The sequence below is a fragment of the Arthrobacter sp. B3I4 genome, assembly GCF_030816855.1.
Taxonomy (GTDB): domain Bacteria; phylum Actinomycetota; class Actinomycetes; order Actinomycetales; family Micrococcaceae; genus Arthrobacter.
On the sequence record NZ_JAUSYK010000001.1, the window covers coordinates 2,843,470 to 2,860,164 of the forward strand.

The following is a 16,695-nucleotide window of genomic DNA, read 5'->3' on the forward strand; positions in this document are numbered from 1 at the left end:
CCGCTTCCGGGGTCGACTTAGCGGCCATTTTCGGCGAACCGGTGTGGCGGGGAGCCCGGCAGGGCCGAGCCGGCCGACCCGCCCCAACGGACGAAAATGGCCGCTTCTAGGGTCGATTTAGCGGCCCCTTTCGGCGAATCGGTGAATCGGCGGCGGCACACCAGCGATTCGCAAACTGAACCCGGTGTAGCCCCGCCTCGCTGGCATGCACCGCCGCCGCTAAGACACCCCCGCCCTTAAACACCTCGCCCTGGGACCATCTGAAGCGGGGCAAACTACACGACTGTAATTAGCGACATCCCCTAGATTGCAGGCAACGACGGGGGTGCCGGGACACAGACCTGCTGCCGATTTGTAGATCGCCTGAACCTCCTATAGAGTTCTTACTCGTTGGAACGCGAGGAAATGCCGATTGGGGCGCCGAATCGCAGGCAACAATGCGGACGTAGCTCAGCTGGTAGAGCACCACCTTGCCAAGGTGGATGTCGCGAGTTCGAATCTCGTCGTCCGCTCGCAGGACACTGTCACGGCCACGGTTTTTCGGAATCGTGTCTACACGGTGGGTTGGCCGAGAGGCGAGGCAGCGGCCTGCAAAGCCGTATACACGGGTTCGAATCCCGTACCCACCTCGGTGAAAACCCTGGTTTCCGGTTCCGGCCGGATGCGAAAGGGGCGATTGGCGCAGCGGTAGCGCGCTTCCCTGACACGGAAGAGGTCACTGGTTCGATCCCAGTATCGCCCACCAAAGCAAGGCAGCTTGCTTGATCCAGTACCGCCGGCTATGCCGGAACGGACTAAAATGCGGACGTAGCTCAGCTGGTAGAGCACCACCTTGCCAAGGTGGATGTCGCGAGTTCGAATCTCGTCGTCCGCTCTCTGTTCACCGATTCACACAACTCCACACCGGACCCTTCCGGTTGCGGGCGATTGGCGCAGCGGTAGCGCGCTTCCCTGACACGGAAGAGGTCACTGGTTCGATCCCAGTATCGCCCACCACGAACGCAGCTCCCCTGGGAGCTGCTTTTTTGTTGCGCTACCGCTGCTTGGGTTGCCTTCCCCGCCTTGCTTGCCTGCCCGTTCCGGCCCGGGAGTTACAGGCCAGGGGTCAGAGACTTTCTCCTCTGGGCGTACACCCTTGGCACACCCGTGCGGCGGCCGTTAAGATCGAAAGCGCTAGGAGCGATCTGGCTCCGCGACCGAAGGGAGGTGCCCGTGGGTTTACTTGACGATCTAAAGGGCAAGGCTCAGCATCTGATTGGTGGCAACGAACAGGCCATCAAGGACGGGATCGCCAAAGCGGGTGATTTCGTCGATTCGAAGACCGGCGGTAAGTACGCCGACAGGGTCGACACCGTTCAGCGAGGCGCCTCCGACTACGTCGACAACGCGAATGGGCGGCCGGGAACGGCCCCCGCCGCCGAGCCGCACGTCGCGGAAGTGCCACCCGTCGCCGGGGAACCCCGGCAGCAGGGCCTCTGACCCAGGTACGTCAGCGAGGTGCCGGTCCCGCCGAGAGGCGGCGCCGGCACCTTCGTCGTTTAAGCACCACTTTGCCCTCGCGCGTCATCAACCGCCGCGGCAGCCTACGGAGCTTGAAGGAGGTCAGCCAAGGCGCGGAAAGGACCTAGGACGGCTCGTGGTTCTGGCCCTCGCGGGCGAGGGCGGTGAGGCGGGATACCGCGCGGAAGTACTTTTTCATGTACCCGCCGGTCATCATTTCCTCGGTGAAGAGCTGGTCGAAGGGTACGCCGCTGGCGAGGATGGGAACGTCCTTGTCGTACAGCCGGTCAGCCAGGACGACAAAGCGCAGTGCCACGGCCTGTTCGGTGATGGTGTGGACGTTACGCCACACCACGCCGTCGATTCCGTCGATCAGCTGCCGGTAACGGCTCGGGTGGACGCCGGCCAAGTGATTGATCAGGGTGCTGAACTCGTCCCTCGCGACGGTCTTGCCGTCGAACTCGGCCTTCATATGGTGCGCCAGTTCGTCGTTGCGCAGCGGCGCCGGCGCCGTGGGCAGCCCGCGGTGCCGGAAGTCCTCACCGTCGATCCGGACGACGTCGAATTGGTCGGCCAGGACCTGGATTTCGCGCTGGAAGTCGACGGCGGCAAACCGGCCGTCGCCCAGCGACCCGGGCAGCGTGTTGGATGTCGCTGCGAGCTTCACGCCGGCGTCGGCAAGCTCGCGCATCAGCCGGGACATCAGGACCGTGTCGCCCGGATCGTCGAGTTCGAACTCGTCGATGCAGACCAGCTTGTAGGAGCTCAGCGCCTCGACGGTCTTGCGGAACGACAGCGCACCGACGAGGTTGGTGTATTCCACGAAGGTGCCGAAGGCCTTGGGCCCGGGGGTCGCGTGCCACAGCGAGGCGAGCAGGTGGGTCTTGCCGACGCCGAAGCCGCCGTCGAGGTAGATCCCCGCCCGGGAGGCCTCCTGCTTTTTGCCGAAGAACCGCTTGAAGAACCCGTCCCCGTCGCCGGCGCCGACACCGGCGGCGAAGCTCTCCAAGGCGCGGACGGCGTGGGCCTGGCTGGGCTGGGCCGGGTCCGGGCGGTAGCTGGCAAAGGACACCTCACCGAAGCGCGGCGACGGATAAAAACCCTTGAGGAGTTCATCCACGGAAACCGCCGGTGTTCTGGCGGCGAGCTGTTCGATCTGTACCAAGGTGGTCCGTTCTGCTGGTCTCGTGTCCCCAGAAAGACTACCGGCAAAGGCCGCCCAGCCTGCCGGACCCGGAAACGGACGTGACCAAGGCCATATTTCCCGGTACCGACCCGGGGGAGCAATCCCGCCGGGCCGTGGCTAGTGTGGTAACAGGCCCGGTGCCGCATTCCAGCCACCGCCGGCCATCCCGACAGCCCAGTGAAAGGCCAGTTATGCCCTACCCCGTTGAGCAGAACGAGAAGTTCGCCGGCTACGCCCACCCGGAACGCCTGGTCTCTACCGAGTGGCTCGCTGCAGCGATCGAAGACGGCGCGCTCGACGGCGGCAAGCTGGTGGTCGTCGAATCCGACGAAGACGTGCTGCTGTACGAGATGGGCCACATCCCCGGGGCCGTGAAGATCGATTGGCACACCGACCTGAACGATGAGGTCACCCGCGACTACGTGGACGGTGAGGCATTCGCCGCCCTGGCCGCGGCCAAGGGAATCTCCCGGGACAGCACCGTGGTCATCTATGGCGACAAGTCGAACTGGTGGGCCGCATATGCGCTCTGGGTTTTCACGCTCTTCGGCCACGAGGACGTCCGGCTGCTCGACGGCGGCCGGGACAAGTGGATCGCGGAAGGCCGCGCCGTCACCACCGACAAGCCGGCCGTCACCCCGGGGAACTACCCCGTGGTGGAACGCAACGACGCCCCGATCCGCGCCTTCAAGGAAGACGTTCTGGCGCACTTCGGCAAGCCCCTAATCGACGTCCGCTCCGCCGAGGAATACACCGGCCAGCGCACGCACATGCCCGCGTACCCGGAAGAGGGCGCGCTGCGCGGCGGCCACATCCCCACCGCCGCGTCGATCCCGTGGGCCCGCGCGGCCGCGGAGGACGGCACCTACCGCAGCCGTCCCGAGCTGGAGGCCCTGTACCTGGACGAAGCAGGGCTCAAGGAAGGCGACGACGTCGTGGCCTACTGCCGGATCGGGGAACGTTCCAGCCACACCTGGTTCGCGCTGAAGTTCCTGCTGGGTTTCGACACGGTCCGCAACTACGACGGTTCCTGGACCGAGTGGGGCAACGCGGTGCGCGTCCCGATCGTCAAGGGCACCGAACGCGGCTCGGTACCGGCCGGACGATAGCCGGCCTGCACCCCGGCCGGGACACAACCGCCGGGCGTGCGTAAGCTGGAAGTGATATGAATACTTCTCCCCTCCCCGCCGCCCTCGCGGAAATTGTCGATGACTTCCAGGCCCTTGAGGAAGCCGAGCGGCTGCAGCTCCTGCTCGAGTTTTCGCGCGAGCTGCCGGATCCTCCCGCCCGGCTCCAGGACCACCCCGAGCTGATGGAACAGGTGGTGGAATGCCAGTCGCCGCTGTTCCTCACCATCGAGACCGAACCTGCCGCCGCGGCTGAGGCGGGCGCTGCGGAACGTGTCCGGCTGTTCTTCAAGGCTCCGCCGGAGGCGCCCACCACGCGCGGTTTTGCCGGCGTGCTGCACGAAGGACTGGACGGCCTAAGCCCTGCCGAGATCCTCGCCGTCCCGGACGACATGCCCGAACTGCTGGGCCTCACCCGCGCTATCACGCCACTGCGGATGCGCGGCATGACGGCAATGCTCGGCCGGATCAAGCGCAAGGTCGCTGCTCTGCCGCAGCACAGCTGAGCCGGCCCGGTGGCCCGCAAACACGCATCCCAGGGAACCCCTGCCACCGCGGCCCTCGCGGCGGCCGGGGTTTCCTTTGTTGCGCACCCCTACAGTCACGACCCGGCCGCAGCCAGCTACGGGCTTGAGGCCGCGGAAGTGCTGGGGATTGATCCCGCTCGGGTGTTCAAGACGCTGATGGTCGAGGTTGACGGCCGGCTCGCCGTCGGCGTCGTTCCGGTCAGCGGAAGCCTGGACCTGAAGGCGATGGCAGCGGCGCTCGGCGGCAAAAGGGCGGCCATGGCGGATCCGGCGACGGCGGAGCGCCGCACCGGCTACGTGCTGGGCGGCATCTCGCCGCTGGGCCAGCGCCAGCCCTCCCCTACCGTCGTCGACGATAGTGCCCTGGGCCTGGAGACCCTGCTGGTGTCCGGCGGCCGGCGCGGCCTGGACCTGGAGCTCAGCCCGGCCGACCTGATCCGGCTCACCGCCGCGCGCACCGCGCGGATCGGCACGCCCCGGGGCTGACCGATGGGCCGGGTATCAGCCGGCCGGGGTGGGCCGCGGCGCCAGCTGTTGCCGCAGCCACGCCGCAACCAGGGCCTCCCAGCGTTTGGGGTCCACGTTCCATTCCTTGGTGTGCCGGGCGGTGCTGAATGCTTCGAAAGTCACCATTTCCGGGTTCTTTTCCGCAAGCGCGGCGGAGGGGCCGTAGGGAACGTATTCATCGTCCACCGAGTGCAGGATCAGCGTCGGCGTCCGCAACTCCACAGCGCGGGACACCCAGTCCATCGCCTTCAGGTCCACCGGGGCGGCGAGCCCGGTCAGCCGGCGGCCCAGCGGGTGGCTCATCATCAGCTGCCCGTACTGTCCGACGGCGGACGGAATCCGGTTCAGCTGCGCGTGGTGGGCCAGCACGTCGACCCAGTTGATTACCGGGGCGTCCAGCACCATGGCGCGGATCAGGTGGTGGAAGCGGGACAGATCGGCTGTTTGCAGGCAGATCGCCCCGCCCATGGACCAGCCGAAGAGCACGACCTCGCTGGCGCCGTGGTCGAGCGCGTAGCTGATGGCCGCCTCGACGTCCCGCCACTCGGTAGAACCGAGGCCGTAGCGGCCGTCCTCGGCAGAGGGAGCGAGCCCGTCGTTACGGTAGGAAATCAGCAGGCTGGACAGGCCGAGGCCGCTGGCCAGCCGGGCGGCCCGGAGGCCTTCCTGGCGTGACGCCCCGCGGCCGTGGACCATGATCGCCCAGACGTCCGACGCCGGCGTCCCCACACCGGCGGCCGTGCCCGCGCCTGCGCTGGCGCCCGGGGCTGCGGAAGCGGGCGCGGGAGCGGGAGGGACCAGCCAGGCCGGGGCCATGCCGCCGTCGACGGCGATCTGCACTTCCTCGGCGGGCAGTTCCAGGGCCGCGGGATCGGGGTGGACGACTCCGCTCCAGTAGCCGCGCCGTGCCGTCGCCAGATCGCCGCTGTAAACCGCTTCGACCTCGCGGAGCACCGTCTGTTCAGGCGGTGAATAGGACACGATGCGGCCCAGCCGCGCGTGCCCGCGTCCGCCGTCGAAGATAAAGCCGTACACCCCTTCCACGGTGGAATCCGGGGTTGCCTTGAGAATGACCTGCTGCCTGCCGCCGTCCCGGATCACCGCCAGCACCTCCTGGTCCTCTTCCCGGACGCTGACCGGGGTAATGACGCGCCGCGCGAAGTAGAGGGCCAGTGCCGACGAGCCGGCGGCAAGCAGCCCGGCCGCCGCGCTGCCGCCGACCAGGCCGGCGAACGCCCACTTGGCGTTCCCCGGCACTTTGGCATCCGGCGCCCCTGGCCTGCCGACACTACGCCGCGCCGCGCTACGCCCGCCGGCGCTACTCCCGCCGACGCTGCGCACGCCGACGGCAAGGGCCGCGGCGCGCAGGCGGAAGGGGTGCCGGGAAGCGGGCATCCGGTGCAATGGCAGGACAGGGCGCGGGGTGGAGACCATGGCACCATTCTTACCGCACTCCCGGCGAACCCCGGCATCCGCCGCTGCCCGTGCCGCCGCCCCTTCCGTGCGGCCGCCGTTGCCCGGGGGCTAGGCTGGGGACATGAGCGACCCAATCGTCATCCTGACAGAAGAGCCCCTCGGCGCGGACGACCGCGTCAACATCGAAACCCTCGTGGCCGACGGTGATTCGCCGCTGGTAGTCCTGGTCCCGGCTAACACCGAGCGGCACCTGCTGGTGGACTTCCTGGAGAACCTGTCGTTGCTGGACATCGCCAAGGCGTTCCGTGACCTGACCGCCAAGCAGCCGGATCCCGCCGTGGAACGGACCGCCGCGGCCGAAACCCTCGCCGCGTCGCTCGCCGCCCTCGGTGGTCTGGGCGGGGGCGTCACCGGGGAGATCGTGGAGGGCCGGGCCGTGGACGGGCTGGTCGCCAAGGTCAGGGAACTCAACGCCGGCCAGGCCGTGGTCATCACCCGCCCGCACGCCGTCGCCGACACCTTTCACACCGACTGGGCCAATGAGGCGCAGGACAAGCTGGGCTTGCCGGTGCTGCATTTGTACGCCGGATCGGGATTTATCGGCGACTCCTGAGCGTTGTTGAGGTCATGAGCATCTTTAGTAACAAGCCCAAAGTTTCCCCCGTACCCGCCCCCGCCCCCGCCTCCGACGCCGTCGCCGGGGCAGCGCCTGCCGGTCCGGCGCCGGTCGAAAAGACCGACGCGCAATGGCGTCAGGAGCTGAGCCCGGAGGAATACCAGGTGCTGCGCCAGGCCGGGACCGAGCGGCCCTACACCGGCGAGTACTGGGACACCCACACCGAGGGCACCTACCAGTGCCGGGCCTGCGGGACCGAACTGTTCACGAGCCGGGAAAAATTCGATTCGCATTGCGGGTGGCCCTCGTTCTGGGCCCCGCTGGCAGAAGGTACGGTGCGCTACATCCACGACCGGACCCTGGGGATGGAACGCATCGAGGTGCGCTGCGCTGCCTGTGATTCGCATCTGGGCCACGTGTTCGAGGGCGAGGGGTACGGCACACCCACCGACCAGCGCTACTGCATCAATTCCGTCTCGCTCAAGCTGGTTCCGGCGGACGGAGCGACGGCGGGAGCGGACGACTAACGCACCCCCGGGCCCGCTGGAGCTGAAAAGCCTGGACCAGCACTCGTGCCCCAGAGTCTCTTATGCTTGGCCCGTTTTTGAGTTAGGGCTCCTATTTGCTTGCTACGCTCGCCGTAGATCCTCTCAGCAAACAGAAAGGCCCCCGACGATGACCGTAACTGCACTCACTGCCCCGGCCCGTACCACAGCCGACTCCCCCGAGTGGCAGCGGCTCAAGGCCGCCGCCACCGCAATGCAGTCCCTGCAGATCCAGGACGGTTCGGTACCGGACGCGGCCGACCACCAGGCCGCCGCGGAACACGTGAATACCATTGCGGCAGCAGTTTCGGCGTTGGCGCCCGCCTTCCCGCACGATGAACGCTACCTGGACCTCCTGGTGGCGGACTTCCAGCGCTGGGCCGAGGGCGGCTTTGGCGTTCCCGATTTCCTCGACTCGCTGCAGGCGTTCCAGCCTCAGCAGCAGCGCGTCAACGGCCTGCAGCACCTCGTGGTGTTCCCGATGTACACCCAGAACGGCAGCCGCAGCCGCCTGGTGGAAGCCGTCCTGATCGAGGTGCTCTGGCCGGAGTTCATCGACGGCCTGGAGGCGGGCGAATACTCCAACAAGCTCTTCGTTCCGATCCGCTTCCTCGATTTCACTCCCGGCTACGACACGAACTCCGCAGTGCTCTTCCCGGAAACCGTGGCCGTCCGGGAGACGCCGACCTTCACCTGGGGGGCGATTTTCGCCGACCGTGAGGCGGCCCGCTTCCGCCGTGTGGTGCATGCCGCCGCGGACATCACCTCGCTGCAGCTGCCCGACGACGCCGCGGCCCTGCTCGAGGACCAGGAACTGACCGAGGAAACCTTCGTCATGTGGGACCTCATCCACGACCGCACCCACATGCGCGGGGATCTGCCCTTTGACCCGTTCATGATCAAACAGCGCATGCCGTTCTTCCTCTATTCGCTCGAGGAACTCCGCTGCGACCTGACCGCCTTCCGCGAATCCGTGAAGATTGAAAAGGACGAGGACGCGGATCCCGACGCCCGGCGGCACGCCAAGCTGGTCCAGTACGCGGTCATCTTCGACCGCATCTTCCGCTTCGCGATCACCGGCAGCCGCGTCCGTAACTATGACGGCCTCGGCGGCCAGCTGCTCTTCGCCTGGATGCACCAGCACCATGTGCTGCACTGGACCGACAGCAAGCTCAGCATCGACTGGGACGAGGCAGCCGACGTCGTTGTTGAACTCGGCGCGAAGATCGAAGAGCTCTACTGGCGCTCGATCGACCGCCCCAAGATGGCTCACTGGCTGGCCGCGTACGAGCTGATCTCCGGCACCGTCACGCCCAACCCGGCGTCCGTCTGGGCCAAGGGTCCGGGCGCGTTGCCGCTGGACGGGCCGCCGCGCGGCCTGACCGACCAGGTGCTCGACGACGAATTCCCGCTCTCCATGTTTTACGAGGCGCTGGAGAAGAAGATGCGCACCGTCATCGAATCGACTACCGGCATCACGGGGACGACAGATGCCGCTGCAGCCCCGGCCACCGAGCCCGCCGGCCGGGCCATGAACGCCGGATGAGTGACGGAGTGAACGTCCTCGTCGCCGGCGGCAGCAGCCCGTCCGGGATTGCCGTGGCCCGCGCCCTCCGGGGCGCCGGGCACACGGTCTTCACTGTCGGTTCGGACGCAGCCCGCATCCGCGCCGCCGCCGCTGCGGCCGGCGACGGCGTGGTGCCACTAGCCTGTGACCTGTCCGACCCGGCGGCGGTCCGGGAGCTGCAGAGGGACCTCAGCGAGCGGGCCGGGCGGATCGACGGCGTCATCCATCTGGTCGGCGGCTGGCGCGGGGCCAAGGGCATTCCGGACCAAAGCGACGCAGACTGGGAATTCCTGGAACGCAACGCCGTCTCGACGCTGCGCAACGTCAGCCGGGCCTTTTATGACGATCTGGCCGGCTCGGACAACGGCCGCCTGGCCATCGTCTCCTCCACGGCGGTAGCGAACCCGACGGCGGGCGGCGCCAGCTACGCGGCGGCCAAGGCCGCGGCGGAGGCCTGGACGCTCGCTGTAGCCGACGGATTCCGGCGCGCCCAGTCCGGCACCCCTGACCCGGGAGTGACAGCCGAACCCGTTCAGCAGCGCAGCGCCGCTGTTATCTTCGTCGTGAAGGCCCTCGTGGACGATGCCATGCGCGCGGCTGCGCCGGAACGGAAGTTCCCGGGTTTCACCGACGTCGAGGACCTGGCGGCCGCCGTCGCGGATCTCTTCCAGGCCCCGGCCGCAGAAGTAAATGGCCGGCGGTTGCCGCTTAGCCGATGACCCCGCACCTGCCTAGACTGAAAGCGTGAGCAAAGCGATGACCAGCATGGTCGAAACAAACACGGTCCGATCCACCTCAGATGACGCTTCCGCCGGCGCTGCGCGGTTGCACGACCCGTCGGTCCGGGGCTTCGCCTCGGACAACTACTCCGGCGTCCACCCGGAGGTGCTGGCGGCCCTGGCCGCAGCCAACGAAGGCCATCAGGTCTCCTACGGCGAGGACGACTACACCGCCCGCCTGCAGGAGCTGATGGAGGAACACTTCGGTGCGGGCATTGAATGCTTCCCGGTCTTCAACGGCACCGGCGCGAACGTCCTCTCACTCCAGTCCCTGCTCCCCCGCTGGGGCGCCGTCATTTGCGCCTCGACCGCCCACATCAACATGGATGAGAACGGCGCTCCGGAGCGGATCGGCGGGATCAAGCTGCTGCAGGTCCCGACGCCGGACGGCAAGCTCACTCCGGCCCTGATCGACCAGGAAGCGTGGGGCTGGGGCGATGAGCACCGGGCACAGCCGCTGGCCGTTTCGATCACGCAGACTACCGAGCTGGGGACCTGCTACACCCCCGAGGAGGTCCGCGCCATCGCCGAGCACGTCCACTCCAAGGGCATGAAACTGCACATGGACGGCGCGCGGCTGGCCAACGCCGCAGCACACCTGGACGTCCCGCTGCGCGCCTTCACCCGTGACGCGGGCGTGGACATCCTCTCTTTTGGCGGCACCAAAAACGGTCTGCTCTTCGGCGAAGTCGTGATCGCACTGAACCCGGAGGCAGCGCACGGCCTGGTCTACCTGCGCAAGATGAACATGCAGCTGGCCTCCAAGATGCGGTTTATGTCCGCACAGTTCATCGCCCTGCTCGAAGGCGACCTGTGGCTGCGGTCGGCCGCGCACGCCAATGCGATGGCGGCCCGGCTGCGCGCCGGCGTCGAATCCATTCCGGGCGTGGAACTGAGCCAGAAGACCGAGTCCAACGGCGTGTTCGCCGTCCTGCCGGCCGGCTCCGCGGACCGGCTGCGGCAGTCCTTCCGCTTCTATGACTGGAACGAAGCGGCCCGGGAGGTCCGCTGGATGTGCTCCTTCGACACCACCGAGGAAGATGTTGATTCGTTCATCGCCGCTATCAAGCGCGAACTGGCGGAGAACTAAGCCGGTCCCCGCCGGGCGGCGAGCCTGCCCGGCCGGGACCGCCCCTGTGCATACCCTGTCCCTGTGAACCCCCTCGACCAGGTCCCGGCGGATTTTCTCTTCGCCCTGGGAACCCTTCGAAAAGCACGGTGCCGCAGCGAGCTGCGCCTCAACGAGATCCCGGCCCCGGGCAGGCTCGCGCCCTATGCCGTGGCACTCGGCGCGGAAGTCATGGTCCCCGACGGGGCCGCCCCCGGTGCGTTGCACGGCCCGGCAGCCGCCGCGTTCGCGCCGGCGTCCGGCGGTGACGACGTCGAACTCGCCAGCGGCCGGTTCATTCTGCTGCACGATCCCGACGGTTCGGCGGTGTGGGACGGCGAATTCCGGGTGGTGACCTACATCCGCGCCCAGCTTGAGCCCGACATGGGCAACGACGAAATGCTGGGCTCGGTGGCCTGGACCTGGCTCGTGGAGGCGCTGGAAAACCACCGGGCGCCCTACCGTTCGGCCGGGGGCACGGCCACCCGGGTGCTCTCCGAAAGCTTCGGCACGCTCGCCGGCCGGCCCGGAACCATCGACATTGAACTGCGTGCCTCGTGGACACCGGCTGGCAGGGACATCACGGCCCACCTGGAGGCCTGGTCGGATATGGTGTGCACCTTTGCCGGCCTGCCGCCGCTTCCCGACGGCGTCTCCGCACTGCCGCGCCGGCGTCCCGGGCAGGCGTGAGCGGACCCCGCAGAGCGCCGCTTCGGCCGGTAACAGCGGCGTTGTCGGTAAACTGAACTCATCATGACCCCTCATAATCCGGAAATCAGCACCGCGGGCACCCCCACCGCGACCAGCAGCACAGAGGCCGGCGCCGCCGCCCACATCACGGTGGAAGGCTTTGACAGCCTGGTGCCCGAGGTCATCGACCTCGACGCCCCGCGGGACGGCGTGCCGCTCGTCATAGAGACCCACGCCGGACTCGAGCGATGTGCCGCAGCCCTGGCGGCCGGCCACGGCCCCGCAGGCGTCGACGCGGAACGCGCTTCCGGCTTCCGCTACGGCCAGCGCGCCTTCCTCGTCCAGATCCGCCGCGAAGGCGCCGGCACCTGGCTGATCGACCCGGAGCCCTTCGGGGACCTGCGCATTATCAACGACGCGCTGCGCGGCGTCGAATGGATCCTGCACGCGGCCAGCCAGGACCTGCCCTGCCTGTCCGAGCTCGGCATGTGGCCGGACAAACTCTTCGACACCGAACTTGCCGCCCGGCTGGCAGGGCTGCCCCGGGTGGGCCTCGCCGCCGTCATCGAACAGCTTCTGGGCTTCGGCCTGGCGAAGGAGCACTCCGCCGCCGACTGGTCGACCCGGCCGCTGCCCGAGCCGTGGCTGCGCTACGCCGCGCTCGACGTCGAGGTCCTCACCGAACTGCGCGAGGAGCTGATCGAGCTGCTCACTGCCGACGGAAAACTCGAATACGCCGAACAGGAATTCGCGGCCATCCTTGAGGCCGGTCAGGCTCCCCCGCGCGTTGACCCTTGGCGCAAGACCTCCGGGTTGCACCAGATCCGTGACCGCCGCCAGCTCGCCGCAGTCCGCGAACTCTGGCTGGAGCGCGACTCGCTGGCGCAAAAGCGCGACGTCGCCCCGGGACGGCTGATTCCCGATTCCTCCCTGGTGGCCGCTGCCAAGGCCATGCCCGCCACCGTCCCGCAACTGCTCGGCACCAAGGGTTTCCATGGCCGTGCCGCGCAGCGGGAGGCGCCGCGCTGGCTGCGCTGCATCACCGCGGCCCGCAACCTCGAGGAACTGCCGCCGCTGCATCTTGCCACCAACGCTCCCCCGCCGCCGCGCGTCTGGGCCGACCGGGATCCCGAGGCCGCGGCCCGGCTCGCCACCGCCCGGCCGAAGCTCCAGGCGCTGGCCGAGCAGCTGAACCTGCCGGTCGAGAACCTGCTGACCCCTGATTATCTGCGCCGTGTGGCGTGGCGTCCCCCGGTGGAGGTTAGCGAAGAAGGCATCGCCGAGGAGCTCCAGAACCTTGGGGCCCGGCAGTGGCAGGTTAAGCTCACCGCGCCGCTGATCGCTGAGGCGTTCCTCAATCCGCAGCCCCTGCCGCCCAAGGAAGCCAAGGCGCCCACGACCGCGGGGCCCGGAACGGCAGCCCCGTCCGGCACGCCCGAAGCTCCGGCCGCCGCCGCTTCCTGAGCCTCACCGCCTCCTTGCCAGCCATGTTACCGGCGAGTAACATGGCTAGGGATGCCGCCAGGATCGCGCGCCGTCCCATTCCAGCCGTTACCGGCTGCGGGCCGCGGTCCGGCACCCCTGTCTCAATGAGGAGTAACACGTGAGCCAAGCCCGCCCAAGCGGAACATCCAGCCGCGGAAACGCACGCACAGTCCGCGACGTCGTTTTTGTTGACGGCGTCCGCACCCCGTTCGGCCGCGCCGGCGAGAAGGGGATCTACGCCGGAACCCGCGCCGATGACCTCGTGGTCAAGTGCATCCGTGAACTCCTGCGCCGCAATCCGTCCCTGCCGGCCGCCCGCGTCGATGAGGTGGCCATTGCCGCCACCACCCAGACCGGCGACCAGGGCCTGACTATCGGCCGCACCGCCGCCCTGCTGGCCGGGCTGCCGCGGACCGTCCCGGGTTTCGCGATTGACCGGATGTGCGCCGGTGCCATGACCGCCGTAACCACCACGGCCAGCGGCATCGGTTTCGGCGCGTACGACGTCGTGATCGCCGGCGGCGTCGAACACATGGGCAACCACCCGATGGGCGCAGGCGCGGACCCCAACCCGCGGTTCATGTCCGAACGGATCGTGGACCCGGCCGCCCTCAACATGGGCAACACCGCGGAGAACCTGCACGACCGCTTCCCCGCCATCACCAAGGACCGCACCGACGCCTACGCGGTCGCCTCCCAGGACAAGCTCGCCGCGGCCTACGCCAAAGACCAGATCCAGCCGGACCTGGTGCCGGTGGCCACGATGAAGCCGGGCCAGGGCTGGACCGTGAACACCGTGGACGAACCTCCCCGCCCGGGAACGTCCGTCGAGGACCTGGCCGCGCTCCGGACCCCGTTCCGCGCACATGGCCGCGTCACCGCCGGCAACGCCGCCGGCCTCAACGACGGCGCCACCGCGGCGCTGCTGGCCTCCGCCGACGCGGCCGAAGAACTCGGCCTGCCGGTCAAGATGCGACTGGTCAGCTACGCCTTCGCCGGCGTCGAACCGGAAGTGATGGGCATCGGCCCGGTCCCGGCCACCGAAAAGGCCCTCAAGAACGCCGGCCTCGGCATCGACGACATCGGCCTGTTCGAAATCAACGAAGCCTTCGCCGTGCAGGTCCTCAGCTTCCTGGACCACTTCGGCATCGCCGACGACGACCCCCGGGTCAACCGCTACGGCGGCGCGATCGCCGTTGGGCACCCGCTCGCCTCCTCGGGCGTCCGGCTGATGAACCAGCTGGCCCGCCAGTTCGAGGAAGACCCTGCCGTCCGCTTCGGCATGACCACCATGTGCATCGGCCTCGGCATGGGGGCCACCGTCATTTGGGAGAACCCGCACCACGCCGATTACGGCACCGATTACACCACCGAGACTGGAGCCGCAGCATGAGCGCCGCCGATTTCCGCAAACTTGCCGACCTGTTCCCAAACGAAACGGTGACGCACTCCTACGTCCAGGACATCCAGCTCCCCGCCGTGAACGGGAAAAGCCCGGGCACCTTCGCCTTGGTGACGCTGGACAACGGCCTGGACCACTCCAAGCCGACCACCTTGGGCCCGAACACCCTGATCGAGCTCGGCTCCGTGCTTGAGGGGCTGCGGGACCGCGCCGCCCGCGGCGAGATCGCCGGCGTCGGCGTCACCGGCAAACCGTACTTCCTGGTCGCCGGTGCCGATCTGTCCACGGTCAAGTCGGTCAGCGGCCGCGAGCAGGGGCTGTGGATGGCCCAGCTGGGCCACGACGTCTACGCGACCCTGGCCAACCTCGGCGTGCCCAGCTTCGCGTTCATCAACGGTCTGGCTCTGGGCGGCGGGCTGGAGATCGCGCTGCAGTCCACCTACCGCACCGTGTCCACCGGCGCCGGCGCACTGGCACTGCCGGAGGCCTTCATCGGGCTGGTTCCGGGCTGGGGCGGCGTCTACATCCTGCCCCGGCTGATCGGCCCCGAGAACGCCGTCAAGGTGATGATCGAGAACCCGCTGAGTAACAACCGCACGCTCACCGGCCCGCAGGCTTACGAACTTGGCGTCGCCGACGCACTCTTCGAGCCGGCGGACTTCGTCGAGCAGTCCGTTGCCTGGGCCGCCCGGGTGATCGCCGGGGACGTTGCTCCCGAACGTGCCAACGCCGTCGACCCGGCCGCGCCGGAGGTGGCAGAGCGCTGGGACGCTGCGGTTGCCGCAGGACGTGCCTTCGTGGAAGCCAAGACCTCCAACGCCTCCCCCGCGCCGGCCAAGGTGCTTGAGGTGCTCGAAGCCAACCGCACCATGACCCAGCAGCAGTCCGCGGAGCTCGAATGCGAAACCCTCGCCGACCTGATGCAAACCGACGAGTTCCGCTCCACGGTGTACGCCTTCCTGGACCTGGTCCAGCGCCGTTCCAAACGCCCCGCGGGCGCCCCGGACCGCAAGCTCGCCCGGCCGGTGACGAAGATCGGCGTCGTGGGCGCCGGCCTGATGGCCAGCCAGCTCGCGCTGCTCTTCGCCCGCCAGCTCAAGGTGCCGGTGGTGATGACGGACATCGACCAGGCACGCGTGGACAAGGGCGTGGACTACGTGCACGCCGAGGTGGACAAGCTGCTGGCAAAGAAGCGGATCAGCGCGGACGCCGCCAACCGGACCAAGGCCCTGGTCAGCGGTTCGGTCTCCAAGGAGGCCTTCGCCGACGCCGATCTCGTCATCGAGGCCGTCTTCGAAGAGCTCAACGTCAAGAAGCAGGTGTTCAAGGAGGTCGAGGCGATCGTCTCGCCCGAGTGCATCCTGGCCACCAACACGTCCTCACTTTCGGTCACCGCGATGGCGGAAGACCTGGAGCACCCCGAACGGCTGGTCGGCTTCCACTTCTTCAACCCGGTGGCCGTGATGCCGCTGCTGGAGATCGTCCGGGCGCCGAAGACCGACGACGCCGTGCTGGCCACCGCGTTCGAGCTCGCCAAGGGCCTCAAGAAATCCGCGGTGCTGGTCAAGGACGCCGCCGCGTTCGTCGTCAACCGGCTGCTGCTGCGGCTGATGGGCGAGGTGACCGCCGCCTTCGACGAGGGCACCCCGGCCGAGGTGGCGGACAACGCGCTGCGCCCGATGGGGCTGCCGATGACGCCCTTCACCCTCGGCGCCATGGTGGGACTGCCGGTCGCCCAGCACGTCCAGGAATCCCTGCACACCGCCTTCGGAGACCGCTTCACGGTCTCGAAGAACCTGCAGGCGCTGATCGACAACGGCATTAAGTCCGTCTGGGATCCGGCCTCGGTGAAGGCCGGCAAGCCCGTCATTCCCGCCGAAACCCTGGCCCTGATGTCCTTTGGCAACTCGCCCTCCACCGCCGAGGAAGTGTTGCGCCGGACGCAGGACGCCCTCGCGGAGGAGATCGGCCTGATGCTGGATGAGGGCGTCGTTGCCGGACCGGAGGACATCGACCTTTGCATGATCCTCGGCGCGGGCTGGCCGATGTTCCTCGGCGGCATCACCCCGTACCTGGACCGGGTGGGCGCCTCCGAGCGGGTCACCGGCAAGAAGTTCCTGGCACCGGGGGTTGCTTCGGCGCCGGCTGTTTAGGGCCCGCTGCCTAGCCGTAGCGAAGACGCAGCAGGCGCCGCCGTTCCCAGCGACGACGCGGGGACGGCGGCGCCTTTGTTCGTCCGG

General features: G+C 68.2%; 15 protein-coding genes and 5 tRNA genes. 18 read left to right on the forward strand and 2 right to left on the reverse strand.

Annotated elements, in window-relative coordinates:
* Nucleotides 1-439 precede the first annotated feature (439 nt).
* From QFZ61_RS13510 to QFZ61_RS13535, 6 genes are all read left to right on the forward strand, one after another.
* A tRNA-Gly gene (locus QFZ61_RS13510) sits at nt 440-512 on the forward strand.
* Between the two features lie 46 nt (nt 513-558).
* Nucleotides 559-629 (forward strand) — tRNA-Cys (locus QFZ61_RS13515).
* Nucleotides 630-670: 41 nt separating this feature from the next.
* Nucleotides 671-745, forward strand: a tRNA-Val gene (locus QFZ61_RS13520).
* A gap of 56 nt (nt 746-801) precedes the next feature.
* Nucleotides 802-874, forward strand: a tRNA-Gly gene (locus tag QFZ61_RS13525).
* A 47-nt stretch (nt 875-921) separates the two neighbouring features.
* Nucleotides 922-996 (forward strand) — tRNA-Val (locus tag QFZ61_RS13530).
* Between the two features lie 216 nt (nt 997-1,212).
* On the forward strand, nt 1,213-1,479 hold the full coding sequence (locus QFZ61_RS13535) for an antitoxin (protein WP_307036850.1): 267 nt from the start codon (nt 1,213-1,215) through the stop codon (nt 1,477-1,479).
* 145 nt (nt 1,480-1,624) lie between these two features.
* On the opposite strand, the gene zapE is transcribed toward QFZ61_RS13535, so the two are convergent.
* Nucleotides 1,625-2,665 carry a cell division protein ZapE gene (gene zapE, locus QFZ61_RS13540; RefSeq protein ID WP_307036852.1) on the reverse strand — a complete coding sequence of 347 codons (1,041 nt, stop codon included), beginning with the start codon at nt 2,663-2,665 and terminating at the stop codon, nt 1,625-1,627.
* Nucleotides 2,666-2,877: 212 nt separating this feature from the next.
* On the opposite strand from zapE, the gene QFZ61_RS13545 reads away from it, so the two are divergent.
* The 3 genes from QFZ61_RS13545 to ybaK are packed head-to-tail and all read left to right on the forward strand — an operon-like array spanning nt 2,878 to nt 4,826.
* Nucleotides 2,878-3,795: a sulfurtransferase gene (locus tag QFZ61_RS13545; RefSeq protein WP_307036854.1), complete on the forward strand. Its 918-nt coding sequence runs from the start codon at nt 2,878-2,880 to the stop codon at nt 3,793-3,795.
* A gap of 56 nt (nt 3,796-3,851) precedes the next feature.
* Complete coding sequence (locus tag QFZ61_RS13550) at nt 3,852-4,319, forward strand: SufE family protein (protein WP_307036856.1); 468 nt, start codon at nt 3,852-3,854, stop codon at nt 4,317-4,319.
* A gap of 9 nt (nt 4,320-4,328) precedes the next feature.
* Complete coding sequence (gene ybaK / locus QFZ61_RS13555; RefSeq protein WP_307036858.1) at nt 4,329-4,826, forward strand: Cys-tRNA(Pro) deacylase; 498 nt, start codon at nt 4,329-4,331, stop codon at nt 4,824-4,826.
* Nucleotides 4,827-4,841: 15 nt separating this feature from the next.
* Here the strand turns inward: ybaK and QFZ61_RS13560 are convergent, their stop codons facing one another.
* Nucleotides 4,842-6,281: a S9 family peptidase gene (locus QFZ61_RS13560; RefSeq protein ID WP_307036860.1), complete on the reverse strand. Its 1,440-nt coding sequence runs from the start codon at nt 6,279-6,281 to the stop codon at nt 4,842-4,844.
* A gap of 103 nt (nt 6,282-6,384) precedes the next feature.
* Here QFZ61_RS13560 and QFZ61_RS13565 point away from each other — a divergent pair, with 103 nt between their 5' ends.
* The 9 genes from QFZ61_RS13565 (at nt 6,385) to QFZ61_RS13605 (ending at nt 16,608) form a co-directional block, all read left to right on the forward strand.
* Nucleotides 6,385-6,876, forward strand: coding sequence for a hypothetical protein (locus tag QFZ61_RS13565; protein ID WP_307036862.1), 492 nt, complete (start codon nt 6,385-6,387; stop codon nt 6,874-6,876).
* Between the two features lie 14 nt (nt 6,877-6,890).
* A complete protein-coding gene (msrB, locus tag QFZ61_RS13570) occupies nt 6,891-7,406 on the forward strand; it encodes a peptide-methionine (R)-S-oxide reductase MsrB (protein WP_307036864.1) in 516 nt (171 codons plus the stop codon).
* A gap of 148 nt (nt 7,407-7,554) precedes the next feature.
* Nucleotides 7,555-8,970, forward strand: coding sequence for a DUF6421 family protein (locus QFZ61_RS13575; protein WP_307036866.1), 1,416 nt, complete (start codon nt 7,555-7,557; stop codon nt 8,968-8,970).
* On the forward strand, nt 8,967-9,710 hold the full coding sequence (locus QFZ61_RS13580) for an SDR family oxidoreductase (protein ID WP_307036868.1): 744 nt from the start codon (nt 8,967-8,969) through the stop codon (nt 9,708-9,710). Before QFZ61_RS13575 ends, QFZ61_RS13580 begins: the two co-directional genes overlap by 4 nt.
* A 46-nt stretch (nt 9,711-9,756) precedes the next feature.
* Complete coding sequence (locus QFZ61_RS13585; RefSeq protein ID WP_307038201.1) at nt 9,757-10,860, forward strand: low specificity L-threonine aldolase; 1,104 nt, start codon at nt 9,757-9,759, stop codon at nt 10,858-10,860.
* A gap of 63 nt (nt 10,861-10,923) precedes the next feature.
* Nucleotides 10,924-11,568, forward strand: coding sequence for a DUF3000 domain-containing protein (locus tag QFZ61_RS13590; RefSeq protein WP_307036870.1), 645 nt, complete (start codon nt 10,924-10,926; stop codon nt 11,566-11,568).
* Between the two features lie 63 nt (nt 11,569-11,631).
* Nucleotides 11,632-13,032: an HRDC domain-containing protein gene (locus QFZ61_RS13595; protein ID WP_307036872.1), complete on the forward strand. Its 1,401-nt coding sequence runs from the start codon at nt 11,632-11,634 to the stop codon at nt 13,030-13,032.
* 139 nt (nt 13,033-13,171) lie between these two features.
* Nucleotides 13,172-14,446, forward strand: coding sequence for an acetyl-CoA C-acyltransferase (locus QFZ61_RS13600; RefSeq protein ID WP_307036874.1), 1,275 nt, complete (start codon nt 13,172-13,174; stop codon nt 14,444-14,446).
* Nucleotides 14,443-16,608 carry a 3-hydroxyacyl-CoA dehydrogenase NAD-binding domain-containing protein gene (locus QFZ61_RS13605; RefSeq protein WP_307036876.1) on the forward strand — a complete coding sequence of 722 codons (2,166 nt, stop codon included), beginning with the start codon at nt 14,443-14,445 and terminating at the stop codon, nt 16,606-16,608. The genes QFZ61_RS13600 and QFZ61_RS13605 overlap by 4 nt, the downstream gene beginning before the upstream one ends.
* Nucleotides 16,609-16,695: the final 87 nt, after the last annotated feature.